The sequence below is a fragment of the Microbulbifer sp. ALW1 genome (assembly GCF_009903625.1).
GTDB lineage: Bacteria > Pseudomonadota > Gammaproteobacteria > Pseudomonadales > Cellvibrionaceae > Microbulbifer.
The window spans coordinates 251972-276977 of the sequence record NZ_CP047569.1 but is presented as its reverse complement, the minus strand read 5'-3'; the positions used below and the strand labels follow the sequence as shown (position 1 = coordinate 276977).

General features: G+C 57.2%; 21 protein-coding genes. 7 read left to right on the top strand and 14 right to left on the bottom strand.

The window, feature by feature from the left end; genetic code table 11:
- A complete protein-coding gene (locus GRX76_RS01085) occupies positions 1-1473 on the top strand; it encodes a sulfotransferase (RefSeq protein ID WP_160151606.1) in 1473 nt (490 codons plus the stop codon).
- A gap of 30 nt (positions 1474-1503) precedes the next feature.
- Positions 1504-3309, top strand: coding sequence for a serine hydrolase (locus GRX76_RS01080; RefSeq protein WP_160151605.1), 1806 nt, complete (start codon positions 1504-1506; stop codon positions 3307-3309).
- 68 nt (positions 3310-3377) lie between these two features.
- On the opposite strand, the gene GRX76_RS01075 is transcribed toward GRX76_RS01080, so the two are convergent.
- Entirely contained in the window at positions 3378-6017 is a 2640-nt protein-coding gene (locus GRX76_RS01075) for a M1 family metallopeptidase (protein WP_236250495.1), read from the bottom strand.
- Positions 6018-6325: 308 nt separating this feature from the next.
- Positions 6326-7894, bottom strand: coding sequence for an alpha/beta fold hydrolase (locus GRX76_RS01070; protein WP_160151603.1), 1569 nt, complete (start codon positions 7892-7894; stop codon positions 6326-6328).
- Positions 7895-8242: 348 nt separating this feature from the next.
- Here GRX76_RS01070 and GRX76_RS01065 point away from each other — a divergent pair, with 348 nt between their 5' ends.
- Complete coding sequence (locus GRX76_RS01065; RefSeq protein WP_201276881.1) at positions 8243-9853, top strand: hypothetical protein; 1611 nt, start codon at positions 8243-8245, stop codon at positions 9851-9853.
- Positions 9854-9989: 136 nt separating this feature from the next.
- Here the strand turns inward: GRX76_RS01065 and GRX76_RS01060 are convergent, their stop codons facing one another.
- The 12 genes from GRX76_RS01060 to GRX76_RS01005 all read right to left on the bottom strand — a co-directional run bounded on the left by GRX76_RS01060 (position 9990) and on the right by GRX76_RS01005 (position 18044).
- Complete coding sequence (locus GRX76_RS01060; RefSeq protein ID WP_160151602.1) at positions 9990-10373, bottom strand: VOC family protein; 384 nt, start codon at positions 10371-10373, stop codon at positions 9990-9992.
- Between the two features lie 123 nt (positions 10374-10496).
- Positions 10497-11054: an OsmC family protein gene (locus GRX76_RS01055; RefSeq protein ID WP_160151601.1), complete on the bottom strand. Its 558-nt coding sequence runs from the start codon at positions 11052-11054 to the stop codon at positions 10497-10499.
- Between the two features lie 158 nt (positions 11055-11212).
- Positions 11213-11656: a cupin domain-containing protein gene (locus tag GRX76_RS01050; protein ID WP_160151600.1), complete on the bottom strand. Its 444-nt coding sequence runs from the start codon at positions 11654-11656 to the stop codon at positions 11213-11215.
- A gap of 44 nt (positions 11657-11700) precedes the next feature.
- A complete protein-coding gene (locus tag GRX76_RS01045) occupies positions 11701-12318 on the bottom strand; it encodes a DJ-1/PfpI family protein (protein ID WP_160151599.1) in 618 nt (205 codons plus the stop codon).
- A 43-nt stretch (positions 12319-12361) separates the two neighbouring features.
- Positions 12362-12949 carry a sugar O-acetyltransferase gene (locus GRX76_RS01040; RefSeq protein WP_305075882.1) on the bottom strand — a complete coding sequence of 196 codons (588 nt, stop codon included), beginning with the start codon at positions 12947-12949 and terminating at the stop codon, positions 12362-12364.
- Entirely contained in the window at positions 12946-13368 is a 423-nt protein-coding gene (locus GRX76_RS01035; protein ID WP_160151598.1) for a MarR family winged helix-turn-helix transcriptional regulator, read from the bottom strand. Before GRX76_RS01035 ends, GRX76_RS01040 begins: the two co-directional genes overlap by 4 nt.
- Positions 13369-13472: 104 nt before the next feature.
- Positions 13473-13772 (bottom strand): hypothetical protein, encoded by a 300-nt coding sequence (locus GRX76_RS01030; RefSeq protein ID WP_160151597.1) that lies wholly within the window; start codon positions 13770-13772, stop codon positions 13473-13475.
- 12 nt (positions 13773-13784) lie between these two features.
- Complete coding sequence (locus tag GRX76_RS01025; RefSeq protein WP_160151596.1) at positions 13785-14123, bottom strand: DUF1294 domain-containing protein; 339 nt, start codon at positions 14121-14123, stop codon at positions 13785-13787.
- Positions 14124-14194: 71 nt separating this feature from the next.
- Positions 14195-14797: an FMN-binding negative transcriptional regulator gene (locus tag GRX76_RS01020; RefSeq protein ID WP_160151595.1), complete on the bottom strand. Its 603-nt coding sequence runs from the start codon at positions 14795-14797 to the stop codon at positions 14195-14197.
- Between the two features lie 224 nt (positions 14798-15021).
- Positions 15022-16209 (bottom strand): pectate lyase, encoded by a 1188-nt coding sequence (locus GRX76_RS01015; RefSeq protein WP_236250494.1) that lies wholly within the window; start codon positions 16207-16209, stop codon positions 15022-15024.
- Between the two features lie 461 nt (positions 16210-16670).
- On the bottom strand, positions 16671-16916 hold the full coding sequence (locus tag GRX76_RS01010) for a DUF2164 domain-containing protein (RefSeq protein ID WP_160151594.1): 246 nt from the start codon (positions 16914-16916) through the stop codon (positions 16671-16673).
- A 183-nt stretch (positions 16917-17099) separates the two neighbouring features.
- On the bottom strand, positions 17100-18044 hold the full coding sequence (locus tag GRX76_RS01005; RefSeq protein ID WP_160151593.1) for a LysR family transcriptional regulator: 945 nt from the start codon (positions 18042-18044) through the stop codon (positions 17100-17102).
- A gap of 150 nt (positions 18045-18194) precedes the next feature.
- Between GRX76_RS01005 and GRX76_RS01000 the strand changes: the two genes are divergently transcribed.
- From GRX76_RS01000 to GRX76_RS00985, 4 genes are all read left to right on the top strand, one after another.
- Positions 18195-19640, top strand: coding sequence for an NAD-dependent succinate-semialdehyde dehydrogenase (locus tag GRX76_RS01000; protein ID WP_160151592.1), 1446 nt, complete (start codon positions 18195-18197; stop codon positions 19638-19640).
- A gap of 215 nt (positions 19641-19855) precedes the next feature.
- Positions 19856-21178, top strand: a complete 1323-nt coding sequence (locus GRX76_RS00995) for an aspartate aminotransferase family protein (RefSeq protein ID WP_160151591.1) — start codon at positions 19856-19858, stop codon at positions 21176-21178.
- Positions 21179-21594: 416 nt separating this feature from the next.
- A complete protein-coding gene (locus GRX76_RS00990) occupies positions 21595-22329 on the top strand; it encodes a DUF6515 family protein (RefSeq protein ID WP_160151590.1) in 735 nt (244 codons plus the stop codon).
- 210 nt (positions 22330-22539) lie between these two features.
- Positions 22540-24885: a mechanosensitive ion channel domain-containing protein gene (locus tag GRX76_RS00985; RefSeq protein ID WP_160151589.1), complete on the top strand. Its 2346-nt coding sequence runs from the start codon at positions 22540-22542 to the stop codon at positions 24883-24885.
- Positions 24886-25006: the final 121 nt, after the last annotated feature.

The following is a 25006-nucleotide window of genomic DNA, read 5'->3' as shown; positions in this document are numbered from 1 at the left end:
ATGACGGAACACGTGGATAAGATTGAAGCAATGCCGCAGGGTGCAATTCGGCAAGCCAATGCCGCACTTCAGGACGGAAGGTTTTTTGACGCCCTGGAAGTTCTTTCCGATGCTCGAACAAAATATTCAGATGCACTGGTGCTGTTCCCGCACACCATTCGCAGCCTCATATTCTGTGGGGAACACCTCAAGGCGCGGGCGCTGGTGCGCGAGTATCTCGATCGTGCTGTAGATATGCCCCAGCACCTCGCGGAGTGCGCCCAGTTGCTGGTTCAGTGCCAGTTGCTGGATGAGGCGGTGAGTACTTATCGGCAGCTCGCCGCGGGAGGAAGTCGCGATGGCAAGTACAACCTTGCGGTCAATCTGGTGGCCCTGGGAAAAACCACTGAAGCAGAAGAAATACTGACGGCGCTACTTGAGAAGAACCCAGCGGATGGTCAGGCTCAGCTGGTAAAAAGTGGTTTAAACAAGGCCACTACGGGATCAAATGATGTTGCGCACATTGAGTCTTTGTTGGCAGGAGAGCGGCTGTCGCCAATGGACCGGATCCAGCTGCACTATGCCGTTGCTAAAGAACTGGAAGATTTGCAAGAGTTCCCCGGTGCGTTCGCACACTTTCAGAAAGGGGCGAGCCTGCGCCGTCGGGGTATGCAATATCGAGTAGAGGGTGACCTGGAGACATTGGATTTGATCCGCCAGTGTCATGACGGTGGCGGTGAACGGGAAACGGATGCGCAAGTGGGGCAAGAGGCGGTTTTTGTATTCGGCTTGCCGCGATCGGGTACCACATTGGTCGACAGGATTCTGTCTAGCCACAGTGATTGCAGAAGCCTTGGGGAGATTACCGATTTTCCGATGTCACTGATGGTCGCTTCTGGCAGAAAGCTTACGAAGAGCGACCTGGTCAGGGAGACGGCACTTTGGGCGCCGGAAAAAATCGCGCAAAGCTACCTTAAGCGATTGCAGAATTTTCCGGGGGCACTCCCTCGGAATATTGATAAAACACCACAAAATTTTCTCTACGCCAGCCTGATCACCCGATCCATGCCAGGCGCAAGTGTCATCTGGATGGATCGCCACCCCCTGGATGCCTGCTTTGCCATGTACAAGACACTGTTCCAGATGGGGTATCCCTTTTCCTATGACTTCAGCGACCTGGGGCGCTACTACATAGGATACTGGAAGCTGAAGTCCCAATGGCAAGAGAGCTTGCAAGGCAAGGTTCGATTTCAGCGTTATGACCGGCTGGTGGAGGACTTTCCGAGGCAGGCGAGAGAGCTGGTGAGTGCTGTCAAACTCGACTGGCAGCCAGAATGTGAAGAGTTCCATCACAACCGCAGTGCCGTGGCGACGGCCAGCTCGGTACAGGTTCGGCAACCACTGTATAAATCGGCGGTAGCGCACTGGCGGCACTATGAGTATCAGCTCGAACCCCTGGCGGCCATGCTACAGCAAGCTGGTGTACCGCTATAACAAATTCCGTTGCCCGCTCGTGTATCGAAAATGACAGCAACAATAAAAGCAACAAAATCACTTGGCCTGGCACTGATGGCCCTGTGGGCTGGAGCGGCGTATGGCTGGGGGAACGCCGGCAATGAATATGCCCAGTTGACCGGCGATGGCAAGGTGTCCCGAATGTTGCTACGTGGCGAGGCGCTGTTGACTGGCGATGGCCCGAGCAGCCCGATCAATTTTTCGGGCTATGCGTTACCCGCTGCGGCAGCACACCCGCAGCAAGTTTTTTCCGGCACGCTCACCCTGTACGGCGAGGCCCACTCTGGTAACTTCAACGAAATCAAGGACACCTATAACTACACCCACACCGGTGAAGACGACAATTCCCGCAAGCATTTGCCGGAATTCGCATTCCAGTTTCTTCAAACAGGAAGCCACATTTTTCCCCTGGAGCGCGGTTCCATCGCCAGCAGTCACCCGCACTGGGAATATGTGCTGACACCCGGACGTGTGTGGCAGGAGGTTGGTGATAAGGGCTACAGCCGCGCTGCGATACCTTTTGCGCTGCAACAGCGCAATGCCAATTGTATCCACAACGGCGTGCTGAGTTTTTTGTTCAAGGGCGATGGCTCTGTTTCCAGAGTTGCCTATCAGATTAGTAGTGAAACCTGTCTGTACTTCAAGGCAGACTGGTGGGGGTTGCTCGATGCGACCTACACGCCGCAGGCCATTGCCAACCAGAAGCAGCGAATTCAGGATTATCAGGCAGAGGTGGCAGCCCGGATGCCAATCAAGGCACTGTCGGCACTGAGTGCGGATTATCCGGGCACCGATTACACGGTTTTTCAAAGCCCCGGCAGTACCGATCCCAGCCATGTCACCACCACGGGTTTTGTGATTGATGGCAACCACTACCGGGGCGATTGCGTTACCCGCCACGGGAACTATCCCTATTGTGAATCTCTGGTGTTGCCTTCTTACTCTATCGCAAAATCGGTATTTGCCGGTGTCGCGATGATGCGACTGCAACAGCAGTATCCGGGGGTGCGAGACACGGTCGTCAGTGACCATGTGCCCGCTTGTCGTAGCGGTAACTGGGGTGATGTCACCCTCGATAATCTGCTGGACATGGCTACCGGCAATTACGACAGCGCAACGTACATGGTGGATGAGGCTGCCGAGCATACCGACGGCCTGTTTCTGTCAGACAGTCACAGTGGCAAGCTCAGCTACAGCTGCGGCCATTATCCGCGCAAGGATTCCCCCGGTAGCCAGTGGGTTTATCACACCTCGGATACCTACATTGCCGGCACGCTTATGGCGGACTACCTGCGGGGTGAGCGGGGCAGTGACGCGGACTTGTTTGGAGACACGATTGTTGCCGATCTCTGGGGCCCGCTGGGAGTGAGTCCTACGGGGCAATATACCCGTCGCACCTTCGATGCCGCGGCGCAGCCGTTTACCGGTTGGGGGCTGATATGGTTGCCGGACGATGTGGCCAAAATTGGCCGCTTTGTCAGCATCGACAAGGGCAGGCTCGGCGGGCAACAGAAACTGAATCTGGGGGAACTGAATGCGGCTCTGCAACGCAACCCCATGGATACCGGCACGGTTCCACTGGCCGATTACCGCTACAACAATGGCTTCTGGGCGCACAATGTGGTGGGAAAATTAAGCGGCTGCCGCGGTAATCAATGGATCCCGTTTTTATCCGGCTTTGGTGGCATCACTGTGGTGCTGTTGCCGAACGACAGTATCTATTATTACTTCAGCGACAACGACACCTATTACTGGCTTGAGGCTCTGCAGGAGGCCCATGGTATTCGCAGCCTGTGCCAGCAGGCTCCTCGCTAAAGCACAAATACTTGGGACAAAATAAAAACGGCAGCCAGTGGCTGCCGTTTTCGAAGTGGCGCTTTGCGCTATTTCAGGCTCGCTGCCAGTGCCTGCCCTTTTTCCTTCAGGGCCATACACAGGTTGATACCTTCTTCGGTCTGGTCCAGCGCGCGCTGGTATCCGGGCACCAGTTTTTTCTGCTGGGTGAACAGCGCCTGTACCTGTTGCAGGGAGTGCTGGTCACAGAAACTTGCAGCAAAGCGCGGGGTGTTGCGGCGCCACTGCTCTGGGATCTTGTTGACCACTGCGCTGAAGTTGTCCTGCAACCACTGCCAGTTTTTTTCCTGCAGTGCGGGTTCTGCCAGTGCATTGTGGATCAGGCCGAAGGCCTCGCGGGACCCCATGTCATCGCTGAGTGCCAGGTTGTGGATGATGTGCAGTTGCGACGGGTCGGTAACGCGACCAATGGCGTCGGCACTGGCGCTATCGAGCAGCGGGTCGTCAAGCTCGCTGCGAACCTTGATCAGGTGATTGAGGAATTCCTTGCCGGAATCCTGTACCGCAACGGTCAACGCGCTGGTGTACAGATCCGAATCCAGGGCTTTAGGATCGCGCGCCTGATTGAAGCCGGTAAACTGCTCGGCCTTCTCCTGCAGCAGCTTGCGCGCTTCCGCATTTTTGCCTTCCAGCGCCAGGAAACCGATCAGCTTGCTGTACAGCAGCTGGCTTTCTGAGTCGCTACTATCTGCCAATTGCTGGGCTTTGTTCCCGTAAAGTTTGCTCAGGAACGCCTGCCAGTTTTTGCTGTGCGCTTTGTCCACATAGTGATCGGCGTATTTGCCCAGGTAACTCAGCGAAGCTTCCACCACCTGGCGCTTGTCGGAGGCGGCAGAGAGCTGGATGACCTGAGTGAGCGTCGTCGGCTTCAGCTGGCCCGCTTCAAACGCGGCGAAGGCGCTGTCGATCACGGCCAGTTGCTCGGTGGGTTCGAGTGAATCGAATTGCTTGAGCAGTGCCTGCCAGTATTTTTCTTCCATATTGAAACGGTAGTAGCCACTGCCGTTTACATTCGGCATTACCCACTCGGGGCAGCTGCCGCCGGATACCTCGATCTCCTGCTGCGCACTGGTGAGGAATTCGCATTGGCTAACGCCGGAACTGCCGCGCCCACAGAAGGGGATGCTCCACTGCTGCCCGTCGTCACTGATCGGTGAGCCCAGGGGTTTGTAGCGCTGCTGGGAGACACGGATTTTAGCTGCGTCTGGGGTACTGCAATCCACGCTCATGGTCAGCAGGGGGACGCCTTTCTGTTCCACAAAGGTGCGGAAGGTTTCGGTCAGTTGCGGGCTGTTGGTTTCATCGCCGATGACTTTATAAAAATCCGGTGAGTCGGCAACGCCATCGGCAAAGGTCTCGATATAGCGGCCCAGTGCCGGGCGGAACGTATTTGCGCCGAAATATTCATCCACCATGTGGATAACACCCAGGCTCTTGGCGTAGGTGATGGCATCGTAGGCGTTGCGGATATCGTTGTTATCGGTGATCGGCTCGCGAATGGCGCGGGTGCTGGCGAGAGAGTCCAGATTCATCGCGCGGATGGCGCTCACTGCGGCATTCAGGTCGTGGCCGCCGTCCGGTTCCATGATGGTGAGTACCAGCGGGGTACCCCAGGTGGCAAAGCCTTCCTTGAGCCACAGGTCGTCCCACCAGGGCGGGGTGACCAGGTTGCCAAACCACATATGCGCAATTTCATGGGCGTGTACGCCGAGCAGTGCCAGGCGCAGGCCGGGTGCCGGCTCGTCACCTTCTACCAGGATACGTTGCTCGCGGTAAGTGATGGCGGCGGAGAGCTCGGTGGCGCCGCTGGGCCACTGGGGCGCGGCGACAATGTCGAGCTTCTTGAACGGGTAGGGGCGCTGCAGCTGCTCTTCAAAAATGCGCAGCATTTGTGGAGTCACATCGAGAATATATTTCAGGTCCTTGCCGCGGCCTTTGCGGGCAAAGCCGCGCAGCGGCAGTTCTTGCTTGCGGTATTTGTTCGCGGGAATCGCCGGGCGCTCCACCACATCGAACGGGCCCACGGCGAGTGACAGCAGGTAGGTGGGCATCGGGCGGGTCTGGGCAAAGGTGACTTTTTCCATGCCGTCGCCCGCATCGCTGCGGCCCATTTCCGGTGCATTGCCGATGGCCACGTAGCCTTTGGGGATCGTCAGGTTGATGTCGTAAGTGGCTTTGAGGCCGGGTTCGTCAAAGCCTGGCAGGAAACGTCGCGCCTGGATGGATTCGGACTTGGCGAGTGCATAGGCCTCGCCCTTTTCCTCGACCTTGAACAGTCCGGCGAGATTTTTATCAAAAGGCGCACTGTATTTGATGCGCAGGGTGATTTTGCCGGCAGGTACACCGCCGGCGAAGTCCACGCGCACCACGCCGCTTTCCAGCATCTGGCGGTAGTGGGCGGCGACGACCTTGTCCTCGGCTTTCTGTTTGTCGGCGGCGCCGGGGATCAGGGCCTCGATGTGGGCGACGTCGATATTGTTGCCGTGCATCCAGATATGGTCGGTGGGCTTGTCCAGCTCGATGTCGATCTCCACCTGGCCGTCGAAGCGGTCCTGGCGCGGGTCAAGGTTCAGGTCCAGGCGGTAGGCGGTGGGGCGCACGCCGTCGGGCAGTTTGCCCGCCGGGGGTTGCTCTTCTGCGGAGGCGCCTGCTTCCGTAGCGGGGTGCATACCAGCTTTGGCGGAGTCCTGGGGTGCACTTTCTGTCGTAGCCGGTTTATCTGTATCAGCGCCGTCAGGTGCGTTTTTATTCTGGGTATCGCAGCCGGCAAAGAGTAAAAGTCCAGCCAAGAGTGTTGGTAGGGCAAGTTGTCGCATAATTACTCGATCTTTTGGGAAATTCGCGGTCAGAAGTGCCCCAATTGTAGCGGTTTACGTGTAAGAACCCGAAAGGTGGAAGGGTTAGAAGGGATAAATGGGGTGGGAAAAGCGCCGGAATGAATCCGGCGCCGGAGCAGTCCTATTCAGGGGAACCGGTATTACAGGTGAGGAATCGTCAGCACCGATTGCCGGCTGCTGCGATAGGGCACCTCGATTTCGTAATTGGTATCAGCAGGCTTCTGATAGATGGCGCCCTGGGTGTCGATGGCGAGGGTAACCACATGCCCGGGCGGTACGTCGTAGGAGGTGGTGAAGAGTTCCAGGGAAACTTTCTGCGCCTGGCCCACCGCAGCATCGTGCAGGGTGAGCGGGGCGTGGGTGATCAGGCGGCCGAGGCCAAGTGGACCCGTGTCGTAGAGGTGTACCTGGAGTTGCACTTCGGGCTTGCTGGGTTTGATCCACATCTCCAGTGTCGGAGTGCCGCGGATTTTGAAGGTGCTCCAGTGCACCGGTGAGTTGTATTCGATGGCGTAGTAGCCGTTGATGCCGGTCATGTTGGTGTACACCGGAATGCCAAAACCTTCCAGCGCATCGGAAATCACGGGGATGCCGGTACCGGCTTTGGTGTCGGCGCCGCCGTGGAAGTCGTTGCTCCAGCCCCAACCGTTGTAGGGGCTGGTTTTCATACTGGCGTTATTGAAGTAGCTGAGCCTGGGGTGCAGGTGGTAGCGGGTGGTTGTGTCGGTTACCGGGAAGTCGTCGAACTGTTCGATCTCGTTGCTGATGCGCACGGTCATGTCGACCTTGGGTTCGCTGTCGATGCCGTTGGCGTCGCCCTTGAGGTAGTGATCAAACCAGCGAAAGGTAGTGGCCCAGATGTGGCCGTTGTTGCCGCCGAGGGTTTCGGTGACGGCGTGGGTGCCCGGGTTGAGGAGCAGTTTTTTGGGACCGTCCAGCAGGCTGTAGAGCCGGGTCATGCTGTTGGGTTTGAACAGGTAGTCGGCGAAGTTGTTGGACATGAGCACGGCGGTGCCGTTGCTGTTCAGTTCCGGTACGTAGGAGAGTGCGGAGCGGGGGGCGGCGAATTCTTTTACACCCTGGATATTTTCAGTGGCGCGCAGGTTGGCCCAGATGGTGTCCACTTCCGGATCGAGGTTGAACGCGGTGGTGGTGAGGATGGTGCCCCACACTAGGTTGACGGTGTTGCCCGGGTAGAGCCCTTCGATGACGTCGGACCAGCCGGAGAGCGCCGCCACCGCATCCACCCGCGGATCCTGTGCGGCGGTGATCAACGAGACACCGGCGCCATAGGAAATGCCGGCCATGCCCAGTTTGCCCACCGGATAATGGTCTTCCAGCCAGTCGATCAGCACACGGGCATCGGTGATGGTGTTGTCACCGGCGACATCCACCAGTCCTCCGGAGGCACCAAAGCCACGGGTGGAGTAACTCATCACCAGATAGCCATTCTCGGCCAGTGCTTTTGCCTGCAGCAGGTACTGATGCTTGTCCAGCACCCAGCTGTTGGTGAACAGCACTGTGGGGTAACCGCCGGCGGGCGCCGGGGTCTCGGGGATAAACAGGTTGGCGTCTAGCTCGGTGCCGTCGAAGCTGGTGATATCCAGGTCGGCAACAAAGGTCGGGGCCGCCTGGGCGGCAGGGCTAAGGGGAATAAAAGTGCAGGATAGGGCAGCGGCCAACAGCGCCGGCAGGGCGATTGTCTTCATGGTTTTCTCTCTGATTATTGCTTTTATATTTGTGACCCGGTGAGAGTGCTTGTTCACGGGCGGATTCATTCTAGGAGGGCAAACCGGGGCGAATCTGACCATTTTTACCAACCGGGATGGCATTCCCGGCCACTGGCGGGGACTTAAACGCGAAACCTGCCGGTCATGCCGGGACTAGTACGGACTTAACAGTCGGTACTGTTTGGTCCCATATAACGGGATGAACTTAACCCTCAAATTGAAATTGCTCTTTTTTTAACCAGTGAAAACAGGTAATGTGGCAATTCGCGCAATGCTGTACAAAAAGCAGTCAGTTGCTTCGAGAACCCTGAACCAGGTGGCCAGAATATGTTTTCACGATTCATCGCTTCCATAGTCCTTCTTTCCAGTGCGCTGCTGTACGCCGGCGGAGCCATGGCCGACAACCTGGCCAAAGACACCTGGTACAAAATTGACAGCGCTAACTTCCAGATCATCACCAACGGCGACCCCCAGGCGGTGCGCACCCTGGCGGCGGATCTGGAGCGCTACCGTGCCGTGTCCCTCGCCCTGCTGGGCTCCGAGGGTGACGACACCAAGCTGACCATCTATGCCGCCGCCGACCGCGAGAGTTATGCGGGACTGGTGGGTGAGGATCTGTCGGAAATGACCAATGGTCTTTTCGATACCACCGCCGAGGGCAGCTATGCACTGGTGAACCTGGACGGCCGCACCGGCGAGCGCCAGCTGGCGGCGCGGGAGTTCCTGTTCCACGAGTACACCCACTTCCTCAGCTACAACGGCACCACCACGCACTACCCCTACTGGTACAGTGAGGGCTTTGCCGAATTCATGTCCACCATGACCTTTGGCCCGGGCAACACCTACAAGCTGGGCGCCATTCCCAGTGAACGTGCCATGACCCTGCTGTACACCAGCCCCATGCCGCTGCAGGAACTGTTGCGGGCCACGGTGCACAACACGCCGGATGAAGAAAAAGGCCGTGTGTATGCCAGTGGCTGGATGCTGGCCCATTGGCTGGTGATGAAAAGCGGCAAGACTGAGGCCTTCAAAGGCTATGTGAAGGACTACAACAATGGCGCCGACCCGGTGAAAGCGCTGGCGAAAAACCTGGGCATGTCTATCGCGCAGCTGGAAAAGGTCTACAACGACCAGTTTGCCAGCGGCCAGTTTGACCTCGCCAGTGGCAAGGTACCTGCGAGCTTCAAGCCGGTGACCCCGAAATTGGCGACCCTGAGTGGCAAGCAGACCGTTGTTGAGCTAGCGCGCTTCCTGGTGAAGTCCGGTTACAACATGCAGAACCTGGATGCGATGGTGAAGTACGCGGAGAAAGAAGGTATTTACAGCTCGGAACTGACTGCTGTACAAGCCGATGCAGCTACTCGTATGGGTGATTTTGACAGCGCTGCCATTTTGCTGGGCCGCGTTGCCCCCTCGGATCGGGACAACGCCTGGTACAAAAAAGCCCAGGCCTGGTTGTGGCTGAACCGCGAGATCAACACCATGGGCCGCGACCGCAGCAAAACCCTGCTGAAGAAGGCGCGTGACCAATTTGTTGAGCTGGTAAACACCCGCGCGGAAGAGGCGATGAACTGGTACGGGCTGGCGATTACTCTGGAGATGCTGGGCTACCCGAAAAAGCAGTACACCGACATGCTGGAGCAGGCTTACCTGCGCGCACCGCGGGAACTGCACATCGCCCAGTGGTGGGCACAGGAACTCTACAACCGTAAAGATGCGGAGTACTTTGCCCAGGTAGCACAACCGCTGATGCTGGAACTCACCAGCGAGGCGGAATACAACCAGATGAAGATGATGCTGGCGGAACTGAAGCCGAAGGCGGCGCAAATGGCGAAAGGTGTCACCAAAAAAGAGACCACCCACAACCACGCCCATGCGGCAAAGCCGGACAGTGCCGCAGGCGCGACTGGCAAAGGGGTTGCGGCCTCGGCACCTTAAATGGCCGCGAAAATATAAAGACCTATCAGACCTGAAAGGGGGAGCTTTGCTCCCCCTTTTTTATTGATCGCGACAAAACACTGGTTTATATGCTGTACCACCGTTACGGATAGCCGGTAAAAAAATAGTAGGCCGGCTACTGCTCGTACAACTCCAGTGGCAATCCGTCCGGGTCGCTAAAGAAGGTGAAACGCTTACCGGTGTATTCGTCCACCCGCACCGGTTCCACCGCTACCCCGCGCACCTCCAGTTGCGCTTTCACATCGTCCACGGAGTCCACCACAAACGCCAGGTGCCGCAAGCCTTGGGCCTCCGGGTAGCTCGGCCGTGCCGGTGCCTCGGGGAAGGAAAACAGCTCCACCTGGCCACCATTTGGCAGCAGTAGGTCTAGTTTCCAGGAATTGCGCGCGGCACGGTAATTTTCCGCGAGTACTTCCAGTCCCAGAATGTCGGTGTAGAACAACTTTGAGCGCTGGTAATCGGAGCAGATGATGGCGGCGTGGTGCAGGGCTTTCAGCATTTTGGTGCCAGTAGAAAAAATTTGGCACAGGTTAACCGGGCGGGCGCCAATGTCCAGTGACTACCCGCGTACATTGCCAAATCCGTATTTTCATTCTGGCGATTGTCGCCACCGACAATGCTGCTAGCTGTCCAGTAAAACGGACACAGGAACCGGTTTCGCAATGCTATTGAAAACTGGTGAGTATTTCTGAGCCATCTGAATCAGCTCTTCTTTCTGTGCTTGCGACAGATCGGCATCGATTTTGAAATATATCCGAATATCTTTGTAGCCAACGGGGACATCCTCCGACACCCCGAGAAATCCCTGAAGGTCCAGGTCGCCCTCATAGCGGGGCTCTACCTTGTGGATTTCAATCCCCCGAGCGGCTGAGTGGGCAATAAGACTGGTGGTCAGGCAGCCGGAAAGGGCGACAAGCAGGTACTCCACCGGATTGGCCCCCAGATTTTTGCCACAGAGTACCGGTGGTTCGTCGATCTCGAAGACCAGTGGGTCTCGAGAGTCATCTTCCTGTAGCGCGCCATAGAAACTTTTCACGGTCGCGCGATTGTGCGTGCCGCCCAACCAGGTGTTGGTTGCGCGAAACTGGAACTCGGCGATTTTCGGGTTTTCCTTGACCTGTTCTATGGTGCTGGACAGCTGGTCGACATCGATCCCATTAATTAGGTTTTCTTGTGCCATATTGTCTCTCCTCGCGGCATAAAAAGGTGAGGACAGATCGGGCGGATTGCCCGGTCTCGAATGCGCGAAGCCTCATTCTAGTGTGGCTTGCTAGAGGCCGCTTAGGTCGGTATCGGCACGGCTCATCTGGTCCTGCAGGGCCGGGGCCTGGCGGGTCTTCATGATGGTTCTGCCACTGCCGAGGGCGTGCACAGTGCGTGACTCGAATCACTGCCTGCCATTACCGTTGTGGGAATACCCTCGGCGCCGGCATAGAAGACGATAATTTCCACATCGCCATTTACCGCGGTACCGCGGTGCAGGGTTTTCAGTACCTCGACGGCAGACTCGCCCTGTTTTAGCAGCGTTTTATTACCGTCTTTGGTTTCCACCTGCACATCGCCCTTGAGGATATACCCCATGGTGGGCACCGGGTGGCAGTGGAACGGCGAAGTTTTGCCGGCGGGAATGCGCAGTTTTTCGGAGTTAATTTGAGCCTGTCCGTCGGGATATGCCAGCTTCTCGCCAGCCCAAGTGGTGGAAGTCTGCAGGAGTTGATCACCAAAGCAGCTGGCACTGCAGGTGAGTGCGAGGGTAAAACCGTATAAAGTCCTGATTTTCATGGTGCGTTCCTTCGTGATGCGTCGTCAAGCGACGGTATTCTGATTCAGCATGGTTGTTGGTTCACATAGGTTTCCGGATGCGTGTTGGTGTGCCATTCATATTCCATTTGACGGGCGGTCAGTTTCGCGAGCTCGGGTGACGCGAGCCGGGCTACCAAGTGCAGGCTCATATCAATACCGGCGGAAATACCGCCGGAAGTCACAAACTTGCCCTGATCCACCCAGCGTTGATTGGCGATGACATTGAGGTCGGGAAACGTTGTTTGCAATGCCTGCTGATCCTCCCAGTGGGTAGTCACATCCAGTCCGGTCAGCAAGCCCGCCTGCGCGAGGATAAAAGCACCGGTACACACCGAAGTAACCAGCTTGGTGTTTTTTGCTGTACGTCTAACCCAGTCAATTACGGCCGGCTTTGTCAGTTCGTTGGTGTGAACACCGCCGACCACAATGAGCAGGTCCAGTGCGGGGTGATTGTCGATACTGCAGTGGGGGACCACCGGGTAGCCGCCTCTGGCATTTACTGTGCGCGCTTCTTCTGCGATCAAAAATACCTTGAACTGCCCGGCCGGTGCACTCAGTCGGCTGGCTGTTGAAAACACTTCAAACGGGCCGGAAAAATCCAGCACCTCGGCATCGTCGTAGATATAAATTCCGATATTCAACGGTGGTTCTCCCGGGGAGTGGCGGTGAAGGGTTAATGATCGGTTATGTGTTCGGTTCGATTTTTGGTTCGATTTTCGGCTCGATGGTACGAATCACTCTGGCTGGGTTGCCTGCCAATACCACGTTATCGCCAAAACTCTTGGTCACCACCGCACCGGATGCGACTACCACGTTATTGCCGAGGGTTACCCCGGGATTGATCACCGCCATACCACCGATCCAGCAGTCGTTGCCGATGGTGATGGGTTTGGCGTACTCCAGCCCACTTCGTCGTTCCACCGGATCCAGCGGGTGAGTAGCGGTGTAGATGCCGACCTGTGGTGCCAGCATGCAGTTATCCCCAAAGCGCACCTCTGCCACATCCAGAATGACGCAGCCAAAATTGGCAAAGAAGTTCTCGCCGACGTGGATGTTTTCCCCGTAGTCGCAGTAAAAGGCGGGCTCTATGACAATATTCTCGCCACAGCTGCCGAGCAGCTCGCGCAATAGGACCGATCGCTCTTCGCTGCTGTCGATCCCCGTGCGGTTGTAGGCTTCGAACAACTGGCGGGCCCGGGTGCGCAGTGCCGTCAGCTCCGGATCGGCAGGGGCATACATTTCCCCCGCCAGCATTTTCTGTTTTTCGCTCACAGCAATCTCCCCAGTAGCTCGACCAGTTTGGTTTGCTGACTCTGGCTCAGTTTGTCGGTGAGGTCACTGGAAATATGTCCAAAGCTGACACTGGCTTCTGCAAACAGCTTGTGGCCGGTAGCGGAAAGCTTCACCAAGCTCTGGCGGGAGTCGCGCGGGTTTTTGAAGGTTTCGATGATGCCGGTTTTCTCCATCGGCGCGAGCAGGCGGGTCACCCCGGAAGCGCTCATGCCGAGATGCTCGGCCAGTTCAATTCTGGATGGCTCGCCGTGGGCCGTCTGGCTCAGGTAATCCATCACTAGGTATTCTGTCAGGCTGATACCGTGCACACTGAGCCGATTGGTCATCTTCCGCGCGAGCCGGGTGGCCAACAGGGCATTCTGGGTAATGACCAGGGAACTGATGGACTGCTGAGACATAAAAACCTCTTCACATATGCTTGATTAAGCAAGTATATGTGAAGGAGGTGAGGGGTCAACCCCGGAATCGTGTATCCGCTTGGCTGGGAGCAGGCAGTGAGAATCTAATAGCGCCGCTCATAGGCTGGGGTCTCGTACAGACTGTAGTCCGTCTCCTCGTAAATCCACGACACCGGCGTGTCCAGTTTTCGCTCTTCAATGGTCTTGCGAAATATCGCGAGATGCGTTTTTTCCATAATGGCGTTGAGTTCAATGCGATTGCACAGGTTCATGAACACGCCCGCCTGCATAAAACCCTGCAGGCGGTGGCGTTCCGCTGGCGGTATCGCATAGCCACCCTTGGAGGCCTTGAATAACTGGGTGAATCGCCGTTCGACTTCATTGAGAAAGGTAGGTTTATCCATTTTTATCCCCATTCAGAAAGGAAGCGCTGACAGCAAACTGTGAAGAAAGGCGTTGCCCTCGGGCGTGAGCAGGAAGAGAAGGATGGCGATATTGGCAATCACCGTGATCCAGAATAGCGACCGGAATGGTTGCTTGCGCGTCTTGTGGCGCAGCCGGTGCCTGGCGATGAGCGCGGCGGGCCAGCCTCCGGCGAGGGCGAGTGTATGCAGGGTGTTTTCCTTGATTCGCCAGGCGCCTCTGCGTGCTGCGGATTTATCCCAGGCGTAGAGTCCGTAGGTCAGCAGGTTCAAAAGGGCCAGATAACCCAGCAGCGGCAGTGCCATCTGTGCGAACGCAGTATCACCAAGCATGCCGCCCCCGGTGGTTCATGCGCGGAGACATTGTTGGGAAGTCTGAGTTGGGAAGTCTGACCGCATCAGTGTCACGGCTCCATTTTCTCGCTTAGCGCCACTTTCTCCATGGCCGCAGCCAGATCGTTGGCGTTTATGGCTTTCAGTTGATCAATCACCTGGCGCCGGTCCTGCGCCGGACGATTTTGGCTCAGCTTGTACTGCCCCTGAATTTCGGAAATGGTGATTTCCACACCGACAATGGCATTCAGCATTGCGTCTCTGTAGCTTGGTTGCCAGGGGTTGGGGAAGCCCGATTCGTATTTGTGCGTCAGCGCGTCGACGATGTGCTTGAGTTGCCCTGGATCCGTAATCAAGGCACAGCGGCCGTAAACATGGACTGCTTGATAATTCCAGGTGGGAACGCCGGGGCCCGAATACCAGGAGGGGGAAATATAATCGTGAGGTCCCTGAAAAGTGACAAGCGCTTCCTGATTGCCAAGTTCACGGTGCTGCGGATTTATTTTCGCGAAATGCCCAAGGAGTTTGCATCCATCGTCTGAGACCAAAAATGGCATATGCGTGGCAACCGGGCGGCCGTCCACCGTTGAAATCAACTGCCCAAATGCATTTTTCGCGATGAACGCGAGGAGTTCATTGTTGTCGGTGACAGAAAAGTGTTTCGGGGTATGCACTATCTTCCCTATGGGTTATAAACCTGTGCCGAGTGAAAAATTGTCTGGCACATAGTTTTCCACAAGGATTGCGCAATGGACAGTGAAATGCACGGAGAATTGATTAATAACGTGGCTAAGGAATTCGCTAGAGAAGTAGCTAGATAAGCAGCTAGAGAAATCGGTAGCGCGATTTGTGGTCGGGTGAGGGGCCGGGCATTACGCCCGGTCCCTGCGGTCAGCGATCAGTAGACACTGACGTCGGAAGTGGATACATCACAGTTAGCGGTGTTCCAGTATTCTCCGTATTTGGTCGAGGAGCTGCCTTTCTGTACGCCCTGGTACTCGTCACATACGTGTGGGCTTCCCTGGCTGTAGTTCTTGATACGCAGATTGCGGATAGTGGCCACGTCACCGTAATTGCGGTTTACACCGACGATGGAGCCAATATCGGCATTGATGTTTACATCGTAGATCAGCACATTACGCGGGCCACCGTTATTGGTGCAGTTGCCACAGGAGCGCCACAGTTTGCCGTGAGTGCCGGTGGCCATGAAGCCACCGGAAATGATGGTGGTACTGTTTTTGGAATTGTGCTGGAAGATTTTGTCCGGGGTACCGCCATAGCCACCGGTGCTGTTGTAAGCGGAGCCGCCAACAATCGTCATGGTACCGCCTTCGGACTTATTGGTGGCCGCATCTTCACAGATATCGTTCCACACCACATCGGCGAGCGTACAGTTACCGCCGTTACAGTGGATGCCATCGGAACCGCCGTTAGCCGCGAGTTTTACATTGCGGATGGAAGCGTTGTTCAGTGAGAGTACTGCAGGCTGGCTCTCGCTGTCACCGGAACAACTGAGCCCGATGGTTTTGCCTCCGCAGTCCACAAAGCGGTTGGAGAGAGAAGCACCGGCATAGCATTCACTGGAACTGCCCACTTTCTGGAAGGTCCACAACTGGCCTGGACCTCCCCAGTAGGTGTAAAGCCGCGCGTCGGCGCCCGCGTACATGCTCACACCCCAGACATCGATGGCCTTATTACTCAGCTTGGAAGTGATCGAGTAATAGTTGCCGCCCTGGCTGTCGATCCACCAGCGCTGGTTGTCGCCTCCGGTATAGGTCCACTGGCGCAACTCTGCGCCATCATTGGTGTTCCACTCCCACACATCCAGCGACTTGCCACTGTGTACCGGACGTATGGAGTAGCTGCCATCGCTGAGCTGGGTGATATCGAACTGCTGGTTGTTGTATCCGAGCGTAAACCAGGTCATCACATTGGCACCGTCAGTGGTGTCAAAACTGTTTACGTCCAGGGCGTTGCCGTTGAGCTTCGAGACAATCACATAGCGACCGGAATCCAGAGCGGTCGCATTCGTACAGAGCACCAGCAGTGCAAGGGAAATAAAAGAAAAATAGATTTTTCTCATCATGCAGTCCTTATCTTATTGATTATTTTCGGCTTCAGCTTTGCATCAAGGCTGATCCGCAGTGGGGCCACAAGACTTCAACGTCAACCGGGTGCCAGTACTGCATGGCGTTAGGAGGGGCTACAGCGCGTTACAGGTAGCGAGTTACCGGGCAAGAGAAATCCCGGCGGGCGGCAGTTTAGCTCATATTATATTTTGGTACTACAAAATGGTGGATTTTGGTAAAGCCAAACACCTGCCGTATTTCGACATAGGTCTGGCCGTGCGATTTGTGTGGAATTTGCTGCCAGTTCTGGGCGCTAAACAGCAAAAGATGAAAGGAACAAAGCGGTTAGTACGATCGTTTTGTTTTGGTACGATGGTCGGCGGTGAGCGGGTCTGGCAGTTACTCGGGCACTGTCAGACCGCTACTCGCAGTCGCTGCGGCAGAGTGAGTAAAGGGGCATCTTGAAGAGAAGCGACGCTCAGATTTCTGGCTTTTCCAGTTCGTGGATGGTGTAACTGAACTCTTCCATTTTTTCGTTCAATATCTGCTGCGCGTCGAACAGTCCGCGATTGTAGAAAGTGGGTCCGATTTCTCTGGCAAGAAAATCCAGCAGAAACTCCGCCTCAAAACCACCGATATCCTGCTGTAGCTCTTCCTCAAAATAAGATTTGATTTTCTCTACGGCTCTTTCTTTCTGGTCTTTCGAAAGTGTGATTTCGGTCATGGGGCAAGTAATCCTGCTGTTGATTCCTTCGGTTTTCACTTCAATGGTGTTCGGTGCAGCGAGCTCTATTCCAGCTGTATGCGACCGTTAAAAAGTAAGCCCCAAAGATTGAAAATAAGAATTTCAGATTTACACATAATGCCTGTAATTGGCTATCCCGGCCAACACTCACCATTTTTCTAGCTACCCATTTACCACTAACACCTCCAGAAACAATCGCACGGCTGGTTGCTCCGCAGCGCTGCTTTTGAACGTCAGTGCGTTCTGAATCTGGTAGCGGAACCGTTCGGGGTCGAGTGCCACCAGTTCTTTCCGCTGCACATACTTCGCCGCCAGGTACTCCGGCAGAAAGCCGATAAATTTTCCGGACAGAATCATCGCCAGCCGCGCCGCCATATGGTTGGCGATACTTTTGTGGGGGAACAGACGGTAGAGGTGGGCAGCACCGGACAGCACGGCGTGATCGGGGGCGGCAAGCTCCTGCTGTGTGAGCTGTTCTTCATCGGCTTCTGTCCGGTTGGCGCAGGGGTGATGCGCGGCGCCGTAAAGCAGCGACTGGTGGCTGAACAGCGGCTGGTAGCTGAGGCCGGGACGACGGGAGTGCAGGGGGTTGATGCCCACATCGGCGCGGCCGCCGAGGATTTCCAGCTCCAGTTCGTGGGGCGCGGCCAGTTTGATATCCAGTTGTAACTGGGGCGCGCGCTCGCGCAGTCGCGCAATGGTGGCAGGCATATCCAGTTGGGGCATGGCCAGCATGTCGTCCGGCAGGACGATGCGCAGTTTGCCGGTGAGCTGCGACTGGATGGCGTTGACTTGGCTGCGGAAGCTGGCCAGGTGGCCGTCGAGTTCTTCGATGGCCTGGTAGAGGGCCTCGCCCTCGCGGGTCAGCTTGAAGTCAGCGCGGCCGCGGGAGCGGATGCACAGTTGCATACCGAGCCGGGTTTCCAGGTCCGACAGGTGCACACTGATGGTGGAACGGCTGATATTGAGTGCCACTTCCGCCGGCGCCAGACCGCCGGCCTGCACCACCTCGCGGAAGACCCGCAGCAGGCGCAGGTCCATATCGCTGAGGCGCCCGGAGAGGGGCTTTTTTGGTGGCTTTTGTGGCTTTTGCGGCGTAGAGGGCATGGGGGTTACCTGTTGGGCGGCTCCGGCGGCGGTGTCTGCAGTAAAGTTTGATGGATCCGAACTTTAGTTGCAAAGATCTTACTATTCGCCAGCGGACTGCTTGTCCAGAATCCATGAAAAGCTCAGTATGCATTGGTCAGGGAGTATTCGATGGAACTAAACAATAAGCAGTTATTACAGACCCGCAACTATATAAACGGCGCATGGCGGGAAGCGGCCAGTAAGTTGGTGGTTACTGACCCGGCCAATGGCGCGGTGCTGGCAGAGATTGCCGATGGCTCTGCCGCGGATGCCGCCGATGCGGTTGCGGCGGCCCACACGGCGTTCCCGGCGTGGAGCCGCAAGACGGCATCCGAGCGCGCCGCGGTGCTCAAGCGCTGGTACCAGCTGATTGCGGACAACCGCGAAGATCTGGCGCGGCTGCTGACCCTGGAGCAGGGCAAGCCACTGGCGGAGGCGATGGGCGAGATTGACTACGGCGCTTCCTACATCGAGTGGTATGCCGAGGAGTGCCGCCGCGCCTACGGCCAGACAATCCCAACCCACAACCCGGCAATGCGTCTGCAGACCATTCGCCAGCCGGTGGGCGTGGTGACCTGTATCACGCCGTGGAATTTCCCCAATGCGATGATCACCCGCAAGGCGGCGCCGGCACTTGCCGCTGGCTGTACGGTGGTGATCAAGCCGGCCTCGGAGACGCCGCTGTCGGCACTGGCGCTGTGTGCCCTGGCCGAGGAGGCGGGCCTGCCCGCTGGTACCTTGAATGTGGTGGTAGGCAGTGACTCTGCCGCCATCGGCAAGGTACTGACCCAGGATCCGCGGGTGTCGAAGTTTACCTTTACCGGCTCTACCCCGGTGGGCAAGCTGCTGATGGCGCAGTGTGCCAGCACGGTGAAAAAGATGTCGATGGAGCTGGGGGGCAATGCGCCGTTTATCGTGTTCGATGATGCGGACATCGATGTGGCGGTGACCGCCTGTGTGGCTACCAAAATGCGCAATGCGGGCCAGACTTGTGTGTCTACCAACCGGATTTATGTGCATGAGGCGGTGCACGACGAGTTTGTGGCGAAGCTGCGTGCGCAGATGGAGAAGTTACAGTCGGGCCACGGTCTGGATGAGGGGACGACCTTTGGTCCTTTGATCTTCCGTCGTGCAGTGGATCGGGTGCACGGTCTGGTGGAGGAGGCGGTGGCCAATGGCGCGCATCTTGAACTGGGCGGGGATTTTCTGTCGCATGGTGAAAACTTTTATGCGCCGACGCTGCTGACCAATGTGCACGATGAGATGCGTATTGCTCAGGAGGAGATTTTCGGGCCGCTGGCGGTGGTGCAGAAATTCTCGGATGAGGAAGACGTGATTGCGCGCGCCAATAATACGCCGTTCGGGTTGGCGGCCTATGTGATGAGTGAAAACATTCGTCGGGCGAACCGGGTGGTTGAGGCGCTGGAGTACGGCATGGTGGCCTGTAATGCGGGCGTGTTTTCGACCACGGTGGCGCCCTTTGGCGGCTGCAAGGAATCCGGTATCGGACGCGAGGGCGGCGTCGAGGGTATGGCGGAATTCTACGAGACAAAATACTGCTGCTACGGAGTCTAGCCAGGGCCTGCTGTTTTAAGAGGTTTGTTTTGACTCTGTGGCGGCAGGGTACCGGGTGCGAATTTTCAGGACCGCTGTGAATACATCCCTGTACGCTGCGTCGGCGACGTCCATGTCGCCGACGCTCCTGAAAATTCGCACCCGGTACTCTGCCTTCGCATCTGAATTATTTACTACGTTAGAAAGATTCTAATTTTTAAGACTTGGAGAAAACCATGTCCGAACTGAAAAACGATTTAAAAACCAGTGCTTTCTGGATGCCCTTTACCCCCAACCGCTCCTTCAAAGCGGCGCCGCGTATCGTTGAGAGCGCGGAGGGGATTTACCTGCACGAAAAGTCCGGCCGTAAGATCATTGATGCCACGGCGGGGCTCTGGTGTTCCAATGCCGGTCACTGTCGTACGGAGATTGCGGATGCCATTTCTGCGCAGGCGCGCAAGCTGGACTACAGCTCGATTTTTAATTTCGGTCACGAGCTGAGTTTTGAATACGCGGAGCGTCTGGTGCAGTACACGCCGGATCCGCTGAATCATGTATTTTTTGGCAACTCCGGTTCCGAGGCGGTGGAGTCGGCGCTGAAGATTGCGCTGCAGTATCAGCGCGCGCGGGGCAAGGGTAGTCGCACCATGTTTATCGGCCGTGAGAAGGGTTATCACGGGGTGAACTTCGGCGGTATCTCTGTCGGTGGTATTGCGCCGAATTACCAGAGCTTTGGTCAGCCGGTGAAGGCGAATCATATGCGCCACACCCTGGATATCGAGCGCAATGCGTTTTCCAAGGGCCTGCCGGAGCACGGTGTGGAGCTGGCAGAAGATCTGGAGCGTCTTGTTGCTTTCCACGGCGCGGATCAGATTGCGGCGGTGATTGTGGAGCCTTTCTCTGGCGCCGGCGGTGTGGTTTTGCCACCCAAGGGATACCTGCAGCGCCTGCGGGAGATTTGTGACAAGCACGATCTGTTGTTGATTTTTGATGAGGTGATTTCCGGCTGGGGCCGCACCGGTTCGCCGTTTGCTGCACAGGAATTCGGTGTGACGCCGGATATGATTACCTCCGCCAAAGGCATCACCAATGCGACGGTGCCCCTGGGGGCAGTGTTCGTCAGCGACAAGATTTACAACACGGTGATGGATGCCGCCGGTGAGGGGATGGTGGAGTTTTTCCATGGCTATACCTATTCCGCGCACCCGGTGGCCTGCGCCGCGGGTATGGCGACGCTGGATATTTACGACCGTGAGGGCTTGCTGACCCGCGCCGCCGGGGATATTGGCAAGCACTGGGAAAATGCACTGCACTCGCTGGCGGATATGGATCAGGTGATTGATGTGCGCAACTACGGGCTGGTGGGTGCCATTGAGCTGAAAGCGCCGGATAATCTCAAGGGCAAGTTCGGGGCCAAGGCGTCGGCACTGGCCTGGGAAGCGGGTGTGATGGCGCGGGGTATCGGCGATGCGCTGTGCATGTCGCCGCCGCTGATTATCGAGGCCCACGAGATCGATGCCATCGTCAGCAAGTTGCGCGAGGTCATCGCAAGCCTGTAACGGGTTTTGTTGGGAATTGCCGCTGGCGACACTACACTTTAGATGTAGTCGGCCGTGTAGCAAAAGCGCGGGGCCGAGAGGTCTGAGCGCTCTGCTGCGTTCGCCACTCAGTATGGGAGGGTGGCGCCTCCGGCTACCGTGTCGCACGCGGCTGCTGGCCGTCTCTCTTGTCGTGACTGACGGCGGAGAAGGCGGCGGCGCCGTGTGTGGCTGTCTGTTGGGTTCCGCTATTTGATTTTTTAGTCTGATGAATTGCTGGTATTCATCGGTCGGTCGGGGGGCTTGTTGTGAGGTAAGTCATGCCCCGGTTGTGTCTGGGACCTTCGCGGTTCTCCTTTGGGTTCTTTTTCCCTCTGTCTTCTATTTTCCCCGCCTGCCTCTTATTCGCTGCTGTACTTGTTCCTTTTGACGCTTCGATGGCGCAGGGTGCGCCGCCGGACCAGTCCAGTGGTGAGGCCGCTGACGATTACCGGCGTGACCCCAACCGGCAACGCCAGCTGTCGACAGACGCGATCCAGCTTACCCTGAGCGGCAATATCTACTATTACCAGGGCGGCTATTTTTACCGTCGCGAAGACGATGGCTATCTGCGGGTGGAGCCGCCCCTGGGGGCGGAGCTCAGTTTTGTGCCACTCGGCAGCACCGGCTTTGATATCGATGGCCAGCGCTTTTTCTACAGCGCCACCGGTACCTTTTTCCGCTTCGAGCCACGCAACCGCACCTATGTGGTGACCACGCCGCCGTACAACTGGCGCCGTTATTACGGTGGAGATCTGGTGGGGGCTAATGAGGATCGCCTCTACGGCTATCCGGATGCAGACCTGGATGACCTGCGCGACCGCTCCGGTATTCCCCGCGCCTACCCACCGGATGCCCTGGATCCTGACACTCTGGATGGTGAAGGGATGCCGCTGTTTGAGGCCGACCGCTATCGTGACCCGCGTCGGCGCGCGCCGCGTCCCTATGCCAATATTCGCCCGCCCTATGATTCCAGTGGTGAGCGCTACGACAATCGGGTACTGGCGGAGTCTGCCTGCCGCCAGGATGCGTCGGATGCTGCGCGCCGGGGAAGCAGCCTGGACAGCCAGCGACTGCGGATCTACCAGCGGGAATACCGCGACTGTATCCAGCGTTACGATCGCCGCCGCTAGCGGCTATGGCTTGACGACTTCGTAAAAGCGCTTTTTTGTAAAAGGCCTTTGTTGCGTGCTATTGCGGCGGGGCGTCGGTCGGTCTCATCTACACTAAAGCCAATGCGCTCAACCCAATGCACGAATGCCATCGCGCGTCGCTCGCTTTCGTGGCGCTTATCCAAACCTCGGTTACGGCAAAGAGATAAAAGGACAGGGATCGCCTCCGGCATGGCCGCCATAAGTTCCTCGCTTGATCATCGCTGGCTCGCACCCTTGTGGCTGCGGGTGCGGTCGTGGCTGTTGTTTTTGCTGTGTCTCTCGTTTTGTCTCTCGCTATTTCTGCCGCTGCTGGCGTTCGCCCAGTTGCCATCTACCAAGCCGAAAGAGTTTTCCCCGGTTATTCCGGACTTCAATAACCTTGCTGCGGATTGGTGGACCCAGTGGCCAGATATCACCAGCGACCAGCGCAAACAGTGGCTGACGGATGTGGAAGCCGCCTGGAAAGAATGGAATACCCTGTTGCCGGAGGAAGCAGAGCTTGGTGACAAAGTGAAGGCCATCAACCTACGCTTTGACGGTATTCGCAAAACCTGGGGTAAACATGAGGAGCTGAAAAAAGTCGGCGTTTTGCCGAAAGTGACATTTCCCAAAGACCCGACCGTATTGCAGTGGGCCGAAGCGGACGCGGGTGTAGCGCGGGGGCAGCAGCGGTTTGACGGGCTGAAGCTGGAAATGTCGCAGATGGACGACAGTGTCGGCCAGTCGCTCAAACGATTGCGGGAAAAGGTGACGGCACTGAAAGAAAGGCCTCGGGCGGATGCTCGCCATCTGGACGCAACCGTCGATCTGTTTCTGGCGCAAATCAGCCACCTGCAAATACTGGAAGAACAGCGCATGCTGCACGAGCAGCTGAATGCTTGGGGCGAGGAACTCGACTACGCCGATGCCGAGTTGACCCGCATGCTCAAGCAGCTGCAGTACAGTGCCGATGTGACAAAAAAGCTGATGGCCGCAAGCACCGAGGAGAAATCCAACCTGGAGGACCTGGCGCGGGCCCGCAGCGATTCCCAGAATCTGGTTTTTGAAAGTTCCAGCGCCGTGGTCACCATGGAGCAGCAGATCAAGATGATGAATTACAGTGTCGAGGCACTGGAAAATCGTCTGCAACTGCGCAAGCAGGAATTGCTGTCTGCAATGAACAGCGTTCTGCAGCCCGACGGCGAGGCGCAGAAAATGTCGATCAGCAAAGACCTGGTGGCGAATGCGGAAACCGTCCGCGAAAATCTCACCCGCCAGTTGAATGTGCGCCAGCGTCAAATTGTCGCCTGGGTGGGAGAGGATCCCAAAGCCATGCGCAGCTGGTGGCAGCGGTTCGAAAAGGTCAACAGTGCCCTGGGGCGGGCCGGTGACCTGATTGAAGATGTGAAGCGCTATGAGACAGCGCAGTTGCTGGTTTACCGCCGCGCCCAGGGGTGGTGGCGCACCATGGGGGAAAGAATCCAGCATCAGTTTCAGGAGGTGCACGTCGGTTGGCGCAATCTCGCCAATTACGAACTCTTTGCGGTCAGTGAGCACCCGATCACTCTGAAAGACATAGCGCAGATGCTGCTGGTGATCCTGGCGGCCTGGGGCTGTTCGCGCGCTCTGAACTGGGTGTTGCGGCGCATGGTGCGCAAAAACCGCACTAGCGAACAGGCTTCCTACACCCTGTGGCGCATACTGAATTACTGCATCGTCCTCATCACCCTGATCATCATTCTCACCATGGTAGGGCTGGATACCTCCAAGCTGACGCTGATCGCCGGTGCCCTGTCCGTGGGGATCGGCTTCGGGATGCAGGCGATTTTTTCCAACTTTATTTCCGGGATCATCCTGTTGTTTGAGCAGCCACTGCGGGTGGGGGACCTGGTGGAGCTGGAGTCCGGCGTGTTTGGTCGCATCCGCGATATCAATGTGCGCTCCACTCGTATTACCACCCGCGACAATGTGGATATTCTGGTGCCCAATTCAGAGTTCGTTACCGGGCGGGTCACCAACCACACCCTGGAAGACCCGGTGCGGCGAATCCACGTGACCTTTGGTGTAGCCTACGGCACCGATCCGGAAGTGGTGCGGGAGGCGGCGATGGCCGCGGCAGAGCATGTGCCAGTCACCTTTACCAACTGGCAGCGCAAGACCGAGGTGTGGCTCACCGGGTTCGGCGACAGTTCACTGGATTTCAAACTGGTGGTGTGGGTCAACAGCAACGCGGTGTCCTCGCTGGGCGACCTCAATGCGCTGTACAACATCGAGCTGCTGCGGGAGTTCAGTCAGCGCAGTATCGAAATTCCCTTCCCGCAGCGAGACCTGCACGTGCGCAGCTGGTCGGAGTCACCGCTGCCGGCGACGGAACTGCATTCGGCCCCGGTGGGCGGTGAGCAGGGGCCTGTGGCCGAGGAGCGGCGCGGTTCCGCGGGTATCGAAGACTGGTCGGGCAATGACGACGGTGGTTCGGGTGACGGCGGTGAGGGCGATGGCAATGGCTCCGACAATGGTTCCGGCAATGGTTCCAGTAATGGCTCGGGCAACCAGTGACGCCAGAGTCAACTCGGGCCAGCCCGTAACCCCGGACAGCCGCCGGCTTCGGCCGTCAGGGGGCTGGCCTTATTCTGCAACCCCTGTATTCTGGAGAGCTTGAATCCGCCAACTCCAACCG